The sequence below is a fragment of the uncultured Escherichia sp. genome (assembly GCF_948475835.1).
Classification (GTDB): domain Bacteria; phylum Pseudomonadota; class Gammaproteobacteria; order Enterobacterales; family Enterobacteriaceae; genus ECMA0423.
Window position 1 is genome coordinate 1 of record NZ_CAOLGM010000041.1, and the last position, 17,861, is coordinate 17,861.

At 50.8% G+C, this 17,861-nt stretch carries 20 protein-coding genes; 14 read left to right on the plus strand and 6 right to left on the minus strand.

What is annotated here, in order from left to right; genetic code table 11:
* Nucleotides 1–8: 8 nt before the first annotated feature.
* Nucleotides 9–1,010, plus strand: coding sequence for an adenosine deaminase (add, locus tag QZF50_RS10085; RefSeq protein WP_000567490.1), 1,002 nt, complete (start codon nucleotides 9–11; stop codon nucleotides 1,008–1,010).
* 34 nt (nucleotides 1,011–1,044) lie between these two features.
* On the opposite strand, the gene QZF50_RS10090 is transcribed toward add, so the two are convergent.
* On the minus strand, nucleotides 1,045–2,085 hold the full coding sequence (locus QZF50_RS10090; protein ID WP_001282516.1) for an oxidoreductase: 1,041 nt from the start codon (nucleotides 2,083–2,085) through the stop codon (nucleotides 1,045–1,047).
* Nucleotides 2,086–2,327: 242 nt separating this feature from the next.
* On the opposite strand from QZF50_RS10090, the gene blr reads away from it, so the two are divergent.
* From blr to gstA, 12 genes are all read left to right on the plus strand, one after another.
* Nucleotides 2,328–2,453: a division septum protein Blr gene (gene blr / locus QZF50_RS10095; protein ID WP_001300888.1), complete on the plus strand. Its 126-nt coding sequence runs from the start codon at nucleotides 2,328–2,330 to the stop codon at nucleotides 2,451–2,453.
* A gap of 272 nt (nucleotides 2,454–2,725) precedes the next feature.
* Nucleotides 2,726–2,941, plus strand: coding sequence for a transcription modulator YdgT (ydgT, locus tag QZF50_RS10100; RefSeq protein ID WP_000217950.1), 216 nt, complete (start codon nucleotides 2,726–2,728; stop codon nucleotides 2,939–2,941).
* 85 nt (nucleotides 2,942–3,026) lie between these two features.
* The gene (locus tag QZF50_RS10105) at nucleotides 3,027–3,467 is read left to right on the plus strand and encodes a DUF2569 domain-containing protein (protein ID WP_000214176.1); all 441 of its coding nucleotides are present in this window, start codon (nucleotides 3,027–3,029) and stop codon (nucleotides 3,465–3,467) included.
* A gap of 76 nt (nucleotides 3,468–3,543) precedes the next feature.
* Nucleotides 3,544–4,125, plus strand: a complete 582-nt coding sequence (gene rsxA / locus QZF50_RS10110; protein ID WP_000133189.1) for an electron transport complex subunit RsxA — start codon at nucleotides 3,544–3,546, stop codon at nucleotides 4,123–4,125.
* Complete coding sequence (rsxB, locus tag QZF50_RS10115) at nucleotides 4,125–4,703, plus strand: electron transport complex subunit RsxB (protein ID WP_000991805.1); 579 nt, start codon at nucleotides 4,125–4,127, stop codon at nucleotides 4,701–4,703. Before rsxA ends, rsxB begins: the two co-directional genes overlap by 1 nt.
* Complete coding sequence (gene rsxC / locus QZF50_RS10120) at nucleotides 4,696–6,630, plus strand: electron transport complex subunit RsxC (protein ID WP_000915774.1); 1,935 nt, start codon at nucleotides 4,696–4,698, stop codon at nucleotides 6,628–6,630. The genes rsxB and rsxC overlap by 8 nt, the downstream gene beginning before the upstream one ends.
* Nucleotides 6,631–7,689, plus strand: a complete 1,059-nt coding sequence (gene rsxD / locus QZF50_RS10125; protein ID WP_000231879.1) for an electron transport complex subunit RsxD — start codon at nucleotides 6,631–6,633, stop codon at nucleotides 7,687–7,689.
* A gap of 3 nt (nucleotides 7,690–7,692) precedes the next feature.
* A complete protein-coding gene (gene rsxG, locus QZF50_RS10130) occupies nucleotides 7,693–8,313 on the plus strand; it encodes an electron transport complex subunit RsxG (RefSeq protein WP_000920784.1) in 621 nt (206 codons plus the stop codon).
* Between the two features lie 3 nt (nucleotides 8,314–8,316).
* Nucleotides 8,317–9,012 (plus strand): electron transport complex subunit RsxE, encoded by a 696-nt coding sequence (rsxE, locus tag QZF50_RS10135; protein WP_001289652.1) that lies wholly within the window; start codon nucleotides 8,317–8,319, stop codon nucleotides 9,010–9,012.
* The gene (nth, locus tag QZF50_RS10140; RefSeq protein WP_001030339.1) at nucleotides 9,012–9,647 is read left to right on the plus strand and encodes an endonuclease III; all 636 of its coding nucleotides are present in this window, start codon (nucleotides 9,012–9,014) and stop codon (nucleotides 9,645–9,647) included. Before rsxE ends, nth begins: the two co-directional genes overlap by 1 nt.
* A gap of 610 nt (nucleotides 9,648–10,257) precedes the next feature.
* Nucleotides 10,258–11,760: a dipeptide/tripeptide permease DtpA gene (dtpA, locus tag QZF50_RS10145; protein ID WP_000100931.1), complete on the plus strand. Its 1,503-nt coding sequence runs from the start codon at nucleotides 10,258–10,260 to the stop codon at nucleotides 11,758–11,760.
* Between the two features lie 105 nt (nucleotides 11,761–11,865).
* Nucleotides 11,866–12,471: a glutathione transferase GstA gene (gene gstA, locus QZF50_RS10150; RefSeq protein ID WP_000765749.1), complete on the plus strand. Its 606-nt coding sequence runs from the start codon at nucleotides 11,866–11,868 to the stop codon at nucleotides 12,469–12,471.
* A gap of 43 nt (nucleotides 12,472–12,514) precedes the next feature.
* Here gstA and pdxY read toward each other — a convergent pair whose 3' ends face one another.
* The 5 genes from pdxY to anmK all read right to left on the minus strand — a co-directional run bounded on the left by pdxY (nucleotide 12,515) and on the right by anmK (nucleotide 17,091).
* Nucleotides 12,515–13,378 carry a pyridoxal kinase gene (gene pdxY / locus QZF50_RS10155; protein ID WP_001307229.1) on the minus strand — a complete coding sequence of 288 codons (864 nt, stop codon included), beginning with the start codon at nucleotides 13,376–13,378 and terminating at the stop codon, nucleotides 12,515–12,517.
* Nucleotides 13,379–13,436: 58 nt separating this feature from the next.
* A complete protein-coding gene (gene tyrS, locus QZF50_RS10160) occupies nucleotides 13,437–14,711 on the minus strand; it encodes a tyrosine--tRNA ligase (RefSeq protein WP_001295400.1) in 1,275 nt (424 codons plus the stop codon).
* Nucleotides 14,712–14,839: 128 nt separating this feature from the next.
* Nucleotides 14,840–15,496, minus strand: a complete 657-nt coding sequence (gene pdxH / locus QZF50_RS10165; protein ID WP_001282313.1) for a pyridoxamine 5'-phosphate oxidase — start codon at nucleotides 15,494–15,496, stop codon at nucleotides 14,840–14,842.
* A gap of 58 nt (nucleotides 15,497–15,554) precedes the next feature.
* Nucleotides 15,555–15,884 (minus strand): C-type lysozyme inhibitor, encoded by a 330-nt coding sequence (gene mliC, locus QZF50_RS10170; RefSeq protein ID WP_000061968.1) that lies wholly within the window; start codon nucleotides 15,882–15,884, stop codon nucleotides 15,555–15,557.
* Nucleotides 15,885–15,981: 97 nt separating this feature from the next.
* Nucleotides 15,982–17,091: an anhydro-N-acetylmuramic acid kinase gene (gene anmK, locus QZF50_RS10175; protein ID WP_000835094.1), complete on the minus strand. Its 1,110-nt coding sequence runs from the start codon at nucleotides 17,089–17,091 to the stop codon at nucleotides 15,982–15,984.
* A 273-nt stretch (nucleotides 17,092–17,364) separates the two neighbouring features.
* On the opposite strand from anmK, the gene slyB reads away from it, so the two are divergent.
* A complete protein-coding gene (gene slyB / locus QZF50_RS10180; RefSeq protein WP_000597196.1) occupies nucleotides 17,365–17,832 on the plus strand; it encodes an outer membrane lipoprotein SlyB in 468 nt (155 codons plus the stop codon).
* The last annotated feature ends 29 nt before the right edge of the window (nucleotides 17,833–17,861 follow it).

A 17,861-nucleotide genomic window follows, 5' to 3' on the forward strand; every position in this document is an offset into this window, starting at 1 on the left:
GAGCGACCATGATTGATACCACCCTGCCATTAACTGATATCCATCGCCACCTTGATGGCAACATTCGTCCCCAGACCATTCTTGAACTTGGCCGCCAGTATAATATCTCGCTTCCTGCACAATCCCTGGAAACACTGATTCCCCACGTTCAGGTCATTGCCAACGAACCCGATCTGGTGAGCTTTCTGACCAAACTTGACTGGGGCGTTAAAGTTCTCGCCTCTCTTGATGCCTGTCGCCGCGTGGCATTTGAAAACATTGAAGATGCAGCCCGTCACGGCCTGCACTATGTCGAGCTGCGTTTTTCACCAGGCTACATGGCAATGGCACATCAGCTGCCTGTAGCGGGTGTTGTCGAAGCGGTGATCGATGGCGTACGTGAAGGTTGCCGCACCTTTGGTGTGCAGGCGAAGCTTATCGGCATTATGAGCCGGACCTTCGGCGAAGCCGCCTGTCAGCAAGAGCTGGAGGCCTTTTTAGCCCACCGTGACCAGATTACCGCACTTGATTTAGCCGGTGATGAACTTGGTTTCCCGGGAAGTCTGTTCCTTTCTCACTTCAACCGCGCGCGTGATGCGGGCTGGCATATTACCGTCCATGCAGGCGAAGCTGCCGGGCCGGAAAGCATCTGGCAGGCGATTCGTGAACTGGGTGCGGAGCGTATTGGACATGGCGTAAAAGCCATTGAAGATCGGGCGCTGATGGATTTTCTCGCCGAGCAACAAATTGGTATTGAATCCTGTCTGACCTCCAATATTCAGACCAGCACCGTAGCAGAGCTGGCTGCACATCCGCTGAAAACGTTCCTTGAGCATGGCATTCGTGCCAGCATTAACACTGACGATCCCGGCGTACAGGGAGTGGATATCATTCACGAATATACCGTTGCCGCGCCAGCTGCTGGGTTATCCCGCGAGCAAATCCGCCAGGCACAGATTAATGGTCTGGAAATGGCTTTCCTCAGCGCTGAGGAAAAACGCGCACTGCGAGAAAAAGTCGCCGCGAAGTAACAAAATGGATGGTGCAAATTGCACCATCCATTTTTCATGCAAGGCACAAAGTCGCGCGATGTTTGGCGGATTCGATGCCCAGCTCAATCAACTCCATTACCTGGATTGCCTGGCTTGCCGGAACCGGATTTTCACCATCGCCATTTAACGCATCACGAATAGCCGCATAGTAAGCCGGATAATTCCCAGGCACCGTCAACAGCGTTTCTTCGACACGTTCCTCACCTTCCACGCGGGTAAGTACGCCATCACGCATATCGTAGCCCCAGTCTTCCTGCGGTAGACGCTCGCCATTTTTCAGACGTTCTTCCTGTGGATCGAGGCCATATTTCACATAACTGCCTCGGGATCCATGCACGATATACCGTGCTGACTCAGCAGCTGCCAGCATGGTACCGTGTAAAATGACTCGCCGCTGTGGATAGGACAAGATGGCGTGGAAATAATCGGTCGACTGCGCTCCGGGCCGTAACTGTGCCAAATCTACCGTCATGCTGACCGGTAAACCAAAAAGCGTAATGGCCTGATCAAGAAGATGTGGTGCTAAATCGTACCAGATACCGCTGCCTGGGCCGCCCTGTTCACGCCAACGATCGCGCACCTGCGGACGGAAGCGGTCAAAATGAGACTCAAAGTAAGCAACTTCACCCAGCACGCCTTCCGCGAGTAAACCTTTTAGCGTCAAGAAATCGCTATCCCAGCGACGGTTATGGAATACAGACAGCACACGCCCCAGGCTTTTTGCCAGCGCATCCAGCTCTCGCGCTTGTGACAGTGTCACGGTAAAGGGTTTATCAACGACCACATGTTTACCCGCCTCAAGCGCCGCTTTGGCTAACGGGAAATGGGTATCGTTGGGTGTAGGAATGACAATCAGGTCTATGTTGGGATCGTTAAACAGATGCTTCGGCTCAGAGACAACCGTAACCGTTGGCCAGTCGGCTTTTACTTTTGTTTCATCACTGCTGGAGATTACCGCCAGTTCCAGCCCGGGCGTGCCCGCAATCAGGGGCGCATGGAAGGTTTTGCTCGCATAACCATACCCAATCAACCCAACACGGATGTTGTCGCTCATGTCATTGCCTCTCATTGAAGTATGATGGCTATTTGACACTATCCTTTACCCACGCTCAACAGTTTAATAACCTGCCAGCAATAAGGGATGTTGTTTAACTTAAGTCAAAAAAATAGCGAATTTTCCAACGACAAAAGCTAAATATCGCAAAAACCTCAGTAAAAATCTTGCTGGAGCTATTATTGCTAAGTAACATTTACCCCCTGAAGTTAATGGATCAATCAAGAGAGATGTGGGCTGTAATGAATCGTCTTATTGAATTAACAGGTTGGATCGTTCTTGTCGTTTCAGTCATTCTTCTTGGCGTGGCGAGTCACATTGACAACTATCAGCCACCTGAACAGAGTGCTTCGGTACAACACAAGTAAGCTCTGCACTTGTGGAGCGACATGCTGCCCGTCCGGGTGCATGTTTTCACTTGTCGGATATTAAACCAGGAATTTATTATCTTGTTCGATGTTGTTGGTGATTGTCAGGGATAGTAAAGCGCGTTACTCTTTTCAGAGCAGTTTTTCATCCCTGAATATTTGCCATCAGCGCATTCTTATTATTGTAATAACACAAGCGTTCACTTTTGGTGAAATTTTATCATCACTAATAATACCTACCCCTTTGGTATTAATTATTTTATGGACCTTTTATGACTGTTCAGGACTACTTATTAAAATTTCGCAAAATCAGTTCACTCGAAAGTCTGGAAAAACTCTACGACCATCTTAATTACACCCTGACGGACGATCAGGAACTGATCAATATGTATCGTGCTGCCGATCACCGTCGCGCAGAGCTGGTTTCTGGCGGGCGTTTGTTTGACCTCGGCCAGGTACCGAAGTCCGTCTGGCACTATGTCCAATAAAGAAAGTAGCGATCGGTTATAAAAGCCTTATAATAACGCCCCTAAAATTAGATTTGCCTGTTTGCGTCGCTATTCTGGAGAACCTATGACCACCACAACGCCACAACGTATTGGAGGCTGGTTGCTTGGCCCGTTGGCCTGGCTTTTAGTCGCTCTGTTGAGTACGACGCTGGCGTTGTTGCTGTATACCGCTGCGTTATCTTCTCCGCAAACATTTCAAACGCTCGGCGGACAAGCACTGACGACACAAATCTTATGGGGCGTTTCTTTTATTACCGCTATCGCCATGTGGTATTACACACTGTGGTTGACCATCGCTTTCTTTAAACGTCGGCGTTGTGTTCCTAAACACTATATTATCTGGCTGCTTATTTCCGTATTGCTGGCAGTAAAAGCATTCGCTTTTTCACCCGTGGAAGATGGCATAGCCGTTCGCCAGTTGCTGTTTACTTTGTTGGCAACCGCATTGATCGTCCCCTATTTCAAACGCTCGTCGCGGGTAAAAGCGACGTTTGTGAATCCGTAATAACCTTACAGTTAACCTGTTGTCGCCTGCTCTGGATTAACGGATAATAGGCGGCTTTTTTATTTCAGGCCGAAAAATGACTGACTACCTGTTACTGTTTGTCGGAACTGTACTGGTCAATAACTTTGTACTGGTCAAGTTTCTCGGTCTCTGTCCGTTTATGGGGGTTTCCAAAAAACTGGAAACCGCGATGGGCATGGGGCTGGCAACAACGTTTGTGATGACGCTGGCGTCTATTTGCGCCTGGCTTATCGATACGTGGATTTTGATCCCACTTAATCTGATTTACCTGCGCACCCTGGCATTTATTCTGGTGATTGCTGTGGTCGTGCAGTTCACCGAGATGGTGGTGCGCAAAACCAGCCCGGTGCTTTACCGTCTGCTGGGGATTTTTTTGCCGCTTATCACCACCAACTGTGCAGTGCTCGGCGTGGCGTTGCTGAATATCAATCTCGGGCACAATTTCTTGCAGTCGGCGCTGTACGGTTTTTCCGCCGCTATCGGTTTCTCGCTGGTGATGGTGCTCTTCGCCGCCATCCGCGAACGCCTTGCTGTGGCTGATGTCCCGGCACCTTTTCGCGGTAATGCCATTGCGTTAATTACCGCAGGTCTTATGTCTCTGGCCTTTATGGGCTTTAGTGGTTTGGTGAAGTTGTAATGAATGCTATCTGGATTGCCGTTGCCGCCGTGAGCCTGCTGGGCCTGGCGTTTGGCGCCATTCTGGGTTATGCCTCCCGCCGTTTTGCGGTGGAAGACGATCCGGTCGTTGAGAAAATTGACGAAATCTTACCGCAGAGCCAGTGTGGTCAGTGCGGTTATCCCGGCTGTCGCCCCTACGCGGAAGCCATCAGCTGTAACGGTGAAAAAATCAACCGTTGCGCCCCAGGTGGCGAAGCTGTGATGCTAAAAATTGCCGAGTTGCTTAATGTCGAGCCGCAGCCGCTGGATGGCGAAGCGCAAGAGATAACGCCTGCGCGGATGGTGGCGGTTATTGATGAAAATAACTGTATTGGCTGCACTAAATGTATTCAGGCGTGTCCGGTAGACGCCATCGTTGGCGCTACCCGTGCCATGCATACGGTAATGAGTGATCTCTGTACGGGCTGCAATTTATGTGTTGATCCGTGCCCGACGCACTGCATCTCGTTGCAACCGGTCGCAGAAACACCTGACTCCTGGAAATGGGATCTGAACACCATTCCCGTGCGTATCATTCCCGTGGAACACCATGCTTAAGTTATTCTCTGCATTCAGAAAAAATAAAATCTGGGATTTCAACGGCGGCATCCATCCACCGGAGATGAAAACCCAGTCCAACGGTACACCCCTGCGCCAGGTACCACTGGCGCAGCGTTTTGTTATTCCACTGAAACAGCATATTGGCGCTGAAGGTGAGTTGTGCGTTAGCGTCGGCGATAAAGTATTGCGCGGCCAGCCGCTTACCCGTGGTCGCGGCAAAATGCTGCCTGTTCACGCGCCCACCTCGGGTACCGTTACGGCTATTGCGCCCCACTCTACGGCTCATCCTTCAGCTTTAGCTGAATTAAGCGTGATTATTGATGCCGATGGTGAAGACTGCTGGATCCCGCGCGACGGCTGGGCCGATTATCGCACTCGCAGTCGCGAAGAGTTAATCGAGCGCATACATCAGTTTGGTGTTGCCGGGCTGGGCGGTGCAGGATTCCCGACAGGCGTTAAATTGCAGGGTGGCGGAGATAAGATTGAAACGTTGATTATCAACGCGGCTGAGTGCGAGCCGTACATTACCGCCGATGACCGTTTGATGCAGGATTGCGCGGCTCAGGTCGTAGAGGGTATTCGCATTCTTGCGCATATTCTGCAGCCACGCGAAATTCTTATCGGCATTGAAGATAACAAACCGCAGGCGATTTCCATGCTGCGCGCGGTGCTGGCGGACTCTAACGATATTTCTCTGCGGGTGATTCCAACCAAATATCCTTCTGGCGGTGCTAAACAATTAACCTACATTCTGACCGGGAAGCAGGTTCCACATGGCGGGCGTTCATCCGATATCGGCGTATTAATGCAAAACGTCGGCACTGCTTATGCAGTGAAACGTGCCGTTATTGATGGCGAGCCGATTACCGAGCGTGTTGTAACCCTGACTGGCGAAGCAATCGCTCGCCCGGGCAACGTCTGGGCACGGCTGGGGACGCCAGTGCGTCATTTATTGAATGATGCCGGATTCTGCCCCTCTGCCGATCAAATGGTGATTATGGGTGGCCCGCTAATGGGCTTTACCTTGCCATGGCTGGATGTCCCGGTCGTAAAGATTACCAACTGTCTGTTGGCTCCCTCTGCCAATGAACTTGGCGAACCACAGGAAGAACAAAGCTGCATCCGGTGTAGCGCCTGTGCTGACGCCTGCCCTGCGGATCTTTTGCCGCAACAGTTGTACTGGTTCAGCAAAGGTCAGCAACACGATAAAGCTACCACGCATAACATTGCTGATTGCATTGAATGTGGGGCTTGCGCGTGGGTTTGCCCGAGCAATATTCCCCTGGTGCAATATTTCCGTCAGGAAAAAGCTGAAATTGCGGCTATTCGTCAGGAAGAAAAGCGCGCCGCAGAAGCCAAAGCGCGTTTCGAAGCGCGCCAGGCTCGTCTGGAGCGCGAAAAAGCGGCTCGCCTTGAACGACATAAGAGCGCAGCCGTTCAACCTGCAGCCAAAGATAAAGATGCGATTGCTGCCGCTCTGGCGCGGGTGAAAGAGAAACAGGCCCAGGCTACACAGCCTATTGTGATTAAAGCGGGCGAACGCCCGGATAACAGTGCAATTATTGCAGCACGGGAAGCCCGTAAAGCGCAAGCCAGAGCGAAACAGGCAGAACTGCAGCAAACTAACGACGCAGCAACCGTTGCTGATCCACGTAAAACTGCCGTTGAAGCAGCTATCGCCCGCGCCAAAGCGCGCAAGCTGGAACAGCAACAGGCTAATGCGGAACCAGAAGAACAGGTCGATCCGCGCAAAGCCGCCGTCGAAGCCGCTATTGCCCGTGCCAAAGCGCGCAAGCTGGAACAGCAACAGACTAACGCAGAACCAGAAGAACAGGTTGATCCGCGCAAAGCGGCAGTTGCCGCGGCTATTGCCCGCGCTCAGGCCAAAAAAGCCGCCCAGCAGAAGGTTGTAAACGAGGACTAAATGGTATTCAGAATAGCTAGCTCCCCTTATATCCATAACCAGCGCCAGACATCGCGCATTATGCTGTTGGTGTTGCTCGCAGCCGTGCCAGGAATCGCAGCGCAACTGTGGTTTTTTGGTTGGGGTACTCTCGTTCAGATCCTGTTGGCATCGGTTAGTGCTCTGTTAGCCGAAGCTCTCGTACTCAAACTACGCAAGCAGTCGGTAGCCGCAACGTTGAAAGATAACTCAGCATTGCTGACAGGCTTATTGCTGGCGGTAAGTATTCCCCCCCTCGCGCCATGGTGGATGGTCGTGCTGGGTACGGTGTTTGCGGTGATCATCGCTAAACAGTTGTATGGCGGTCTGGGGCAAAACCCGTTTAATCCAGCAATGATTGGTTATGTGGTCTTACTGATCTCCTTCCCGGTGCAGATGACCAGCTGGTTACCGCCACATGAAATTGCGGTCAACATCCCTGGTTTTATCGACGCCATACAGGTTATTTTCAGCGGGCATACCGCCAGTGGTGGTGATATGAACACACTACGCTTAGGTATTGATGGCATTAGTCAGGCGACACCGCTGGATACATTTAAAACCTCTGTCCGTGCCGGTCATTCGGTTGAACAGATTATGCAATATCCGATCTACAGCGGTATTCTGGCGGGCGCTGGTTGGCAATGGGTAAATCTCGCCTGGCTGGCTGGCGGCCTGTGGTTGCTATGGCAGAAAGCGATTCGCTGGCATATTCCCCTCAGCTTCTTAGTAACGCTGGCGTTATGCGCAACGTTGGGCTGGTTGTTCTCACCAGAAACACTGGCAGCACCGCAAATTCATCTGCTGTCTGGTGCGACCATGCTCGGCGCATTCTTTATTTTGACTGACCCGGTTACCGCTTCTACGACCAATCGTGGTCGTCTTATTTTCGGCGCGCTTGCGGGCTTATTAGTCTGGTTGATCCGCAGTTTCGGCGGCTATCCTGACGGCGTGGCTTTTGCCGTCCTGCTGGCGAACATCACGGTTCCTCTGATCGATTACTACACGCGTCCGCGCGTCTACGGCCATCGCAAAGGGTAAACCATGCTGAAAACTATCCGAAAACACGGCATTACGTTAGCGCTATTTGCAGCGGGTTCAACAGGGTTAACTGCGGCCATCAACCAGATGACCAAAACGACGATTGCTGAACAGGCCAGTCTGCAACAAAAGGCATTATTTGATCAGGTGCTGCCAGCCGAACGCTATAACAATGCGCTGGCACAGAGTTGCTATCTGGTAACTGCGCCAGAGTTAGGTAAAGGTGAGCATCGGGTTTACATCGCCAAACAGGATGACAAACCGGTAGCCGCCGTTCTGGAAGCAACCGCGCCAGATGGCTATTCCGGTGCGATTCAGCTGCTGGTGGGAGCCGATTTTAACGGCACGGTACTTGGCACGCGCGTGACAGAGCACCACGAAACGCCAGGGCTTGGCGATAAAATCGAACTGCGCCTTTCTGACTGGATCACCCATTTTGCGGGTAAAAAAATCAGTGGTGCAGATGATGCGCACTGGGCGGTGAAGAAAGATGGTGGTGATTTCGACCAGTTCACCGGCGCGACGATTACTCCCCGCGCGGTGGTTAATGCGGTAAAACGCGCCGGATTGTACGCTCAGACGTTACCGGCACAACTTTCTCAACTTCCTGCCTGTGGAGAATAAAGCGTGAGCGAAATTAAAGACGTTATTGTTCAGGGGTTGTGGAAAAACAACTCTGCGCTGGTCCAGTTGCTCGGCCTTTGTCCTCTGTTGGCGGTCACGTCCACTGCCACTAACGCTCTGGGTTTAGGACTTGCGACTACGCTGGTACTGACGCTGACCAACCTGACCATTTCGACGCTGCGTCACTGGACGCCAGCCGAGATCCGCATTCCCATTTACGTGATGATCATCGCCTCGGTGGTCAGCGCTGTACAGATGCTGATCAACGCCTACGCCTTTGGCCTGTATCAATCATTAGGGATTTTTATTCCGCTGATTGTCACTAACTGTATCGTTGTGGGCCGCGCTGAAGCCTTCGCCGCCAAAAAAGGTCCGGCGCTTTCGGCACTGGACGGCTTTTCAATTGGTATGGGCGCAACCTGCGCCATGTTCGTGCTGGGTTCACTACGCGAAATTATCGGCAATGGCACATTGTTTGACGGTGCAGATGCGCTGTTAGGTAGCTGGGCAAAAGTATTACGCGTGGAAATTTTCCACACCGACTCCCCTTTCCTGCTGGCGATGCTGCCTCCAGGTGCATTTATTGGCCTGGGACTGATGCTGGCAGGAAAATACCTGATTGATGAAAGAATGAAAAAGCGCCGTGCTGAAGCAGCTGCAGAACGTGCATTGCCAAACGGTGAAACAGGGAATGTCTGATGAACAAAGCAAAACGCCTGGAGATCCTCACTCGCCTGCGTGAGAACAATCCTCATCCCACCACCGAGCTTAATTTCAGTTCGCCTTTTGAATTGCTGATTGCCGTACTGCTTTCCGCTCAGGCGACCGATGTCAGTGTTAATAAGGCGACGGCGAAACTCTACCCGGTGGCGAATACGCCTGCAGCGATGCTTGAACTGGGCGTTGAAGGGGTGAAAACCTATATCAAAACGATTGGGCTTTATAACAGCAAAGCAGAAAATATCATCAAAACCTGCCGTATCTTACTGGAGCAGCATAATGGCGAGGTTCCGGAAGATCGTGCTGCGCTTGAAGCCCTGCCCGGCGTAGGTCGTAAAACAGCCAACGTCGTATTAAACACTGCATTCGGCTGGCCGACTATTGCTGTCGACACGCACATTTTCCGCGTTTGTAATCGTACTCAATTTGCGCCGGGGAAAAACGTCGAACAGGTAGAAGAAAAGCTACTGAAAGTGGTTCCGGCAGAGTTTAAAGTCGACTGCCACCATTGGTTGATCCTGCACGGGCGTTATACCTGCATTGCCCGCAAGCCCCGCTGTGGCTCTTGTATTATTGAAGATCTTTGTGAATACAAAGAGAAAGTTGACATCTGAAGAAAAGGGGTAACACCGATTACCCCATTGATAACCTTTCTTTATCCTCTTTTAAAACATCTTTTTAACGTCAATGATGCCATTGCTTAGCGTTATCATCAGGTAATCCGTTTGCGGATAACCAAAAATGCAGGTTAATTGTTTTTTTAATAGCGAAATTTTCTATTCATTCGTGATCAAGATCACGATGCTGTCGCAATGTAAAAACATTGCAAGAATCAGGTTAAAATCATTTAAATTTACACACGCAACAAATATTGACCTACAAAACATTACACTGGCTATTTTTCAGAAACTGGACTATCTCACTAGTAAAAACGCTAAATAGCAGAACATATCGCCGTTAAGCCATCACCCCCCTCTCAGTGCAGTGAAAAAATCTGCCGTTACGTTTTTTGAAAAATTTAACGCTGGATAACATTTCCCGGAATGGTTGAATTCCCCGCCTCAGTTATATGTAACAGATTATTACAAAGGACTTGTCTGAAAGTGCAAGATAGTGAACATTACCTGCCGTTTCCCCTCCCACTATAACAATTGCGCGTATGTTTTTTAGACATAACGCGAGAAAGCACCCCCGTTAATATGGGATGTAAAAAAAGAGGTAAAAGTGTCCACTGCAAACCAAAAACCAACTGAAAGCGTCAGTTTGAACGCTTTCAAACAACCGAAGGCGTTCTATCTCATCTTCTCGATTGAGTTATGGGAACGTTTTGGTTATTACGGCCTACAAGGAATTATGGCTGTTTACCTGGTTAAACAACTGGGTATGTCTGAAGCGGATTCAATCACCCTTTTCTCTTCCTTTAGTGCCCTGGTTTATGGTCTGGTCGCTATCGGCGGCTGGTTAGGTGACAAGGTACTGGGTACTAAACGCGTAATTATGCTCGGCGCTATTGTGCTGGCGATTGGTTATGCTCTGGTTGCCTGGTCTGGTCACGACGCCGGTATCGTTTATATGGGTATGGCGGCTATTGCGGTCGGTAACGGCCTGTTTAAAGCTAACCCGTCTTCTCTGCTTTCTACATGCTATGAGAAAAACGACCCGCGTCTGGACGGTGCATTCACCATGTACTACATGTCCGTCAACATCGGCTCTTTCTTCTCTATGATTGCTACGCCGTGGCTGGCCGCGAAATACGGCTGGAGTGTTGCGTTTGCGTTGAGCGTTGTAGGCCTGCTGATCACTATCGTTAACTTCGCCTTCTGCCAACGCTGGGTTAAACAGTACGGTTCAAAACCAGACTTCGAGCCTATCAACTACCGTAACCTGCTGCTGACCATTATTGGTGTTGTGGCACTGATCGCTATCGCCACCTGGCTGCTGCACAATCAGGAAGTTGCGCGTATGGCGCTGGGCGTTGTTGCCTTCGGTATCGTGGTTATCTTCGGTAAAGAAGCCTTCGCGATGAAAGGTGCTGCGCGTCGTAAAATGATCGTTGCCTTCATCCTGATGCTCGAAGCCATTATCTTCTTCGTGCTGTACAGCCAGATGCCAACGTCACTGAACTTCTTTGCGATTCGTAACGTTGAGCACTCCATTCTGGGTCTGGCCGTAGAACCTGAGCAGTATCAGGCACTGAACCCGTTCTGGATCATCATCGGTAGTCCGATTCTGGCCGCTATCTATAACAAGATGGGCGATACCCTGCCGATGCCAACCAAGTTTGCAATCGGCATGGTGATGTGTTCTGGTGCGTTCCTGATTCTGCCGCTGGGTGCGAAATTCGCGTCTGACGCTGGTATCGTGTCTGTAAGCTGGCTGGTCGCAAGCTATGGCCTGCAGAGCATCGGGGAACTGATGATCTCTGGTCTGGGTCTGGCAATGGTTGCACAACTCGTTCCGCAGCGTCTGATGGGCTTCATTATGGGTAGCTGGTTCCTGACCACTGCCGGTGCAAACCTGATTGGTGGTTATGTTGCGGGTATGATGGCTGTGCCGGATAACGTTACCGACCCGCTGATGTCACTGGAAGTTTATGGTCGCGTATTCTTGCAGATTGGTGTCGCTACTGCCATTATTGCAGTACTGATGCTGCTGACCGCGCCTAAACTGCACCGTATGACGCAGGATGACGCTGCAGACAAAGCGGCGAAAGCTGCTGTAGCGTAAAATTCAGGGAAACTCTTTTACAAGCCGCTAACTTTTCGTTAGCGGCTTTTTTTTTGTTCAGCAACGCACTACCATACTTTAAACCACAGACAAAAGGAGTTACCGATGAAATTGTTCTACAAACCGGGTGCCTGCTCTCTCGCTTCCCATATCACCCTGCGTGAGAGCGGAAAGGATTTTACCCTCGTCAGTGTGGATTTAATGAAAAAACGTCTCGAAAACGGTGACGATTACTTTGCCGTTAACCCTAAGGGGCAGGTGCCTGCATTGCTGCTGGATGACGGTACTTTGCTGACGGAAGGCGTAGCGATTATGCAGTATCTTGCCGACAGCGTCCCCGACCGCCAGTTGCTGGCACCGGTAAACAGTATTTCCCGCTATAAAACCATCGAATGGCTGAATTACATCGCCACCGAGCTGCATAAAGGTTTCACACCTCTGTTTCGCCCTGATACACCGGAAGAGTACAAACCGACAGTTCGCGCGCAGCTGGAGAAGAAGCTGCAATATGTGAACGAGGCACTGAAGGATGAGCACTGGATCTGCGGGCAAAGATTTACAATTGCTGATGCCTATCTCTTTACGGTTCTGCGTTGGGCATACGCGGTGAAACTGAATCTGGAAGGGTTAGAGCACATTGCAGCATTTATGCAACGTATGGCTGAACGTCCGGAAGTACAAGACGCGCTGTCAGCGGAAGGCTTAAAGTAATATCCATCGGCCCACAGGTCGTTGTGGGCCGAAATGAGATATTTCAGAGCTTTGTTGCGCTGAAGTAATGTTCTGGTTTGGCAATACGATCCTGAGCAGCCACCACTTGCAGCTCATATTCCTGCATTGCTTTGGTGGTCACCATGATTTCGTAGACTGCAGCGGTCACATGTTCCAGCGCCTCCTGCAGCGTTGCCCCCTGAAGCAGTTTCACCAGCAGTAAACCGCTCGTCACATCACCAACACCTACCGGCTGGCGCATACCAAAATCCACCAGCGGACGGCTGATATGCCAGGCTTCATCGGCGGTGACCAGCAGCATTTCAAAACGGTCACGGCTGTAGCCAGCTCGCGCCAGGTGTTTAACCAACACAATTTGTGGCCCTTGCGCAATGAGTTCGCGCGCTGCCAGAACCGCTTCTTCGACGTTATTTACCGCATGCTCACAGAGTATTTCCAGCTCAACCAGATTCGGCGCAATGATATCGCTGGCAGGCAAACCGTGCCGCACATGAAACTCTGCGACACCCGGTGCAACGATACAGCCTTTTTCCGGATGACCCATTACCGGATCGCAAAAATATTTCGCCTGCGGATTCGCGGCTTTCACCTGACGGACGATACCGAGGATATGTTCACCCTGCTCCGCCGATCCCAGATAGCCACTTAACACGGCATCACAGGTGTGTAATTTATCAATGGCGGCAATGCCTTGCACAATTTCGGTTAAATGGCTGGGCGGCATCACGCAGCCAGTCCATTTGCCGTATTGGGTGTGATTAGAAAATTGAACGGTGTTCAGTGGCCAGACGTTCGCGCCCAGACGGCGCATCGGAAACTCTGCCGCACTGTTACCCGCATGACCATAAACAACGTGAGACTGGATAGCGAGAATATTTTTCATCATGTTCCCTGTATAAAAACCAGGGGGAGTGATTTCTCACTCCCCCTTTCCACTTAATGCATTATTTCCAGCAAATCAGACAGTAATTCTTTTTACCGCGACGCAGTAAGGTAAAACGACCAAACAGACGATCTTCTTCTTTAAAGAAGTATTCAGGATCGGACTGTTTTTCACCGTTAATGGTGATGGCATTGGAGGCGATAGTTTTACGCGCCTGACCACGGGAAGGTTGCAGTTCAGAATCGACCAGCGCCTGCATCAGGTCTGCGCCCTTTTCCATCTCAACCATCGGTACGCCGTCCTGCGCCAGCTGTTCGAAGTCCGCTTCACTCAGCGCACTCAAAGAACCGCTGAACAGGCATTCGGTAATACGTTTTGCCGCCTGTAAACCTTCTTCACCGTGAACCAGACGAGTCACCTGCTCCGCCAGTACATACTGGGCGCGCGGTGCTTTACCGCTGTTTTTATCTTCTTCTTCCAGGGCGTTGATCTCTTCAATGCTCATAAAGGTGAAGAACTTCAGGAAGCGGTAAACGTCGGCATCCGCAGTGTTGATCCAGAACTGGTAGAATTTGTACGGGCTGGTTTTCTTCGGATCCAACCAGACTGCGCCGCCTTCAGTTTTACCAAATTTGGTGCCATCTGCTTTAGTGATCAGCGGAACGGTCAGGCCAAACACCTGATTCTGATGCAGACGACGGGTCAGGTCGATACCAGAAGTGATGTTACCCCACTGGTCAGAACCACCAATTTGCAGCACCACACCGTACTGTTTGTTCAGACAGGCGAAGTCATAACCCTGCAACAGGTTGTAGGAAAACTCAGTGAACGAAATCCCCTGATCTTCACGGTTGAGACGCTGCTTAACCGCTTCTTTGTTGATCATCTGGTTAACGGAGAAGTGTTTGCCAATATCGCGCAGGAAGGTCAGCACATTCATATTGCCGAACCAGTCATAGTTGTTCGCCGCGATAGCAGAGTTTTCTCCACAGTCGAAATCGAGGAACGGGGCAACCTGCTTACGGATTTTGTCCACCCACTCCTGAACAGTTTCTTCGGTGTTCAGCTTACGCTCGGCAGCTTTGAAGCTCGGGTCGCCAATCAGACCCGTCGCGCCGCCTACCAGCGCAACCGGCTTGTGGCCCGCCTGCTGGAAGCGTTTCAGGCATAACAATGGAACAAGATGCCCCAAATGCAAGCTGTCAGCGGTAGGATCGAAGCCGCAATAGAGCGCGATCGGGCCTTGCGCCAGTCGCTCTGCTAACGCTTCCTCGTCCGTCACCTGGGCTACCAGCCCCCGCTCTTGCAATTGTTTAATCAAGTTACTGCTTGCCATCAAAATCTCCATGTATATAACGACTGCACCTTTGCCGGTACACGACTTTTCGCCAGATGCGAAAGAGACATAGAATAAAGTGCCAGAATCAGGAGTACCAGCGATTAAAGCAAGATTTTTGCATCTTTTCAGGGTGCAAGACGATCAATCTTCCACGCATCATTTTCTCGCTGGTACAAAAAGCGGTCATGCAGGCGATGCTCACCGCCCTGCCAGAACTCAATCTGTTCAAGGCTGACGCGAAAACCGCCCCAAAAGCTCGGCAATGGCACTTCGCCCTGTTGAAACTTCTGCTTCAGCTCCAGGAATTTACTTTCAAGGATACCGCGGGCAGAAATGCGACTGGACTGCTTCGAAACCCATGCACCAATCTGGCTATCACGCGGGCGGCTATGAAAATATTTCATCACTTCGAGAGTCGAAAGTCGTTCTGCTTTACCGATCACCATCACCTGGCGTTCAAGGGTATGCCACGGGAACAGCAGGCTAACGCGCGGATTATTTTCAATTTGATGTGCTTTACGGCTACCGAGGTTGGTGTAAAACACCATGCCTTTTTCGTCGTAATGTTTGAGTAAAACGATGCGTTGATAAGGCTGAGCATGTTCATCCACGGTAGCGACCACCATCGCGGTAGGGTCTGCCAGTTTGGCTTCACACGCCTGAGAGAGCCAACGTTCAAAAAGGGTTAATGGATCGGCGGGAAGATCGCGACGGCGTAACCCGCCTTTGGTGTATTCACGGCGCAGATGCGCGATTTGCTGCAATTCGTCGTTATCAGACATGGTTTTCTTTACGGATTGTCAGTGGGTGACGCTATTGTGCGCCGCCCCTGGAAAAATCTCAACGCTGTGGATTTTGTAACTGACAGTTATTCAATACGATGCGGTCGCGTTTATAGACAGTCGCTTCATCGCCTTTCGACCAGAAAACATAGATTCCGTCAGTGTAACGTGCACCAGACGCTGAAATGCCCTGTTTGAGATGCAGTAGTTGATTATCGTAAACAAAACTGACTTCCTGGCGCGGATTATTCAGTTTGACCGTCAACGGTTTTTCATCACACTGGTATTCCAGCGTAGCGGTTTGCATGTGCTCAACCAGTTGATTGAACGCGCTACAGCCGGTGAGAAGCACCGGCAAACAGATCAGTAACAGTTTTTTCATAGACATTTCCCGAAGACTTTCCTGGTCTGGAGGGCAATACGCCCTCCCTAATGTTCCAAGTGTAACGGCAGACGCGGTAAGAAAAATTCAGTTAACTCTGATATCACGGGTTAGCAGGGAAAATAGCCCCCAGTACCGTCTCCTGGCTTGCGCCAGTGACGGAAGGCAGATTTCCTGGTAATCCCGCCAGCGTCCGCCAGGCAAGCCAGGCGAAAGCCAATGCTTCCATGTCATCGCCACTAATGCCAACGGCATCGGTGGTGGTGACTTCTGTGCCTGGCAGTAATGCCGCCAGACGCGCCATGAGTAGCGGATTACGACTACCTCCACCACATACCATCAATCGTTCGCAGCCACCGCTCAACAAAACTTGTTCAGAAATGGTCACGGCGGTGAGTTCTGCCAGTGTGGCCTGAACATCACGGGGATCAACACCCGGAAAATGGCGTAAATGGCGCTCCAGCCAGCCGTAGTTAAAGTATTCGCGTCCGGTGCTTTTCGGTGCAGGTTGCGAGAAATATGGGTCGCTGAGCATATTTTGCAGCAGTGGGAGAATAACTTTACCCGCCCGTGCCCACTCGGCATCTTTATCGTAAGGTTTACCGGCCTGACGCCAGATCCAGGCATCCATCAGCATGTTACCAGGACCGGTATCGTAGCCGCCAACCGGCTGCCCAGGAATGAGCAGTGACAGATTGGCGATGCCGCCAATATTGAGCACCATTCGTCGCTCGGTTGAGTGAGCCAGCAAGGCATGATGGAACGCAGGTACCAGCGGTGCGCCTTGTCCTCCCAAGGCAATATCGCGACGGCGAAAATCACCGACAACCGTAATTCCGGTGCGTGCCACAATTTGATTGTTATCGCCAATCTGTAAAGTGTGTGGTGCCACGCCCGTCGGTTCATGCCAGACGGTTTGACCGTGACAGCCGATCGCAACTATATCTCTCGCCTGCAGGTTTTGTTCCTTAAGCAAGGCATTGACCGCATCAGCAAAAAGTCGCCCGAGTTGAGTATCAAGCTGTCCAAACTGCGAAAGTGTAAGCTGCTGGCCCTGGCAAATATCCAGTACAGCCTGTTTCAGAGACACCGGGATCGGCCAGCTCAAGCTTGCCAGCTGTGCGACCCGGTGTTCATCTATTGTCGCCAACACAACATCAACACCATCAAGGCTGGTGCCTGACATAACGCCAATAAAGCGGCCCGATTTCATAGTTCATCCTTTTTCAATCTGACGTTTGCGCACCACTCAAACATAAACTTTTCGTGAATACCATGCGGAATGACCGATTTTTACCGTTGGTAGTAAAACATTATCTTCAAATCAATAATCATCATGAATGTTTTGTTTATAATTGGTTGATCCTACTTTCATTATGATTTGCTCATATTTGGTAGAACATGTAACCATGGATTCACATATGCCATATACTTTGACCATGAGGGATGCTTGCGTGGCGTTTCATGGTGAACAGGAGATTTTTCAATGATTAAACGCGTATTGGTTGTTTCAATGGTAGGTCTGTCTCTTGTCGGTTGTGTTAATAACGACACCCTGTCAGGGGATGTTTATACCGCTTCTGAAGCGAAACAAGTACAGAATGTCAGCTATGGCACCATCGTTAACGTACGTCCGGTACAGATTCAGGGCGGTGATGATTCCAACGTTATCGGTGCAATTGGCGGTGCTGTTCTTGGTGGTTTCCTGGGGAATACTGTTGGTGGCGGAACCGGGCGTTCTCTGGCTACTGCAGCAGGCGCTGTTGCAGGTGGCGTAGCTGGTCAGGGCGTACAGAGTGCAATGAACAAAACGCAGGGTGTCGAGCTGGAAATTCGTAAAGACGATGGTAATACCATCATGGTGGTACAGAAACAAGGCAACACTCGTTTCTCTCCGGGCCAACGTGTCGTACTGGCCAGCAATGGCAGTCAGGTGACCGTTTCTCCGCGCTAAATAAGTTTGCGTGTGGTCAGGTTACTGAC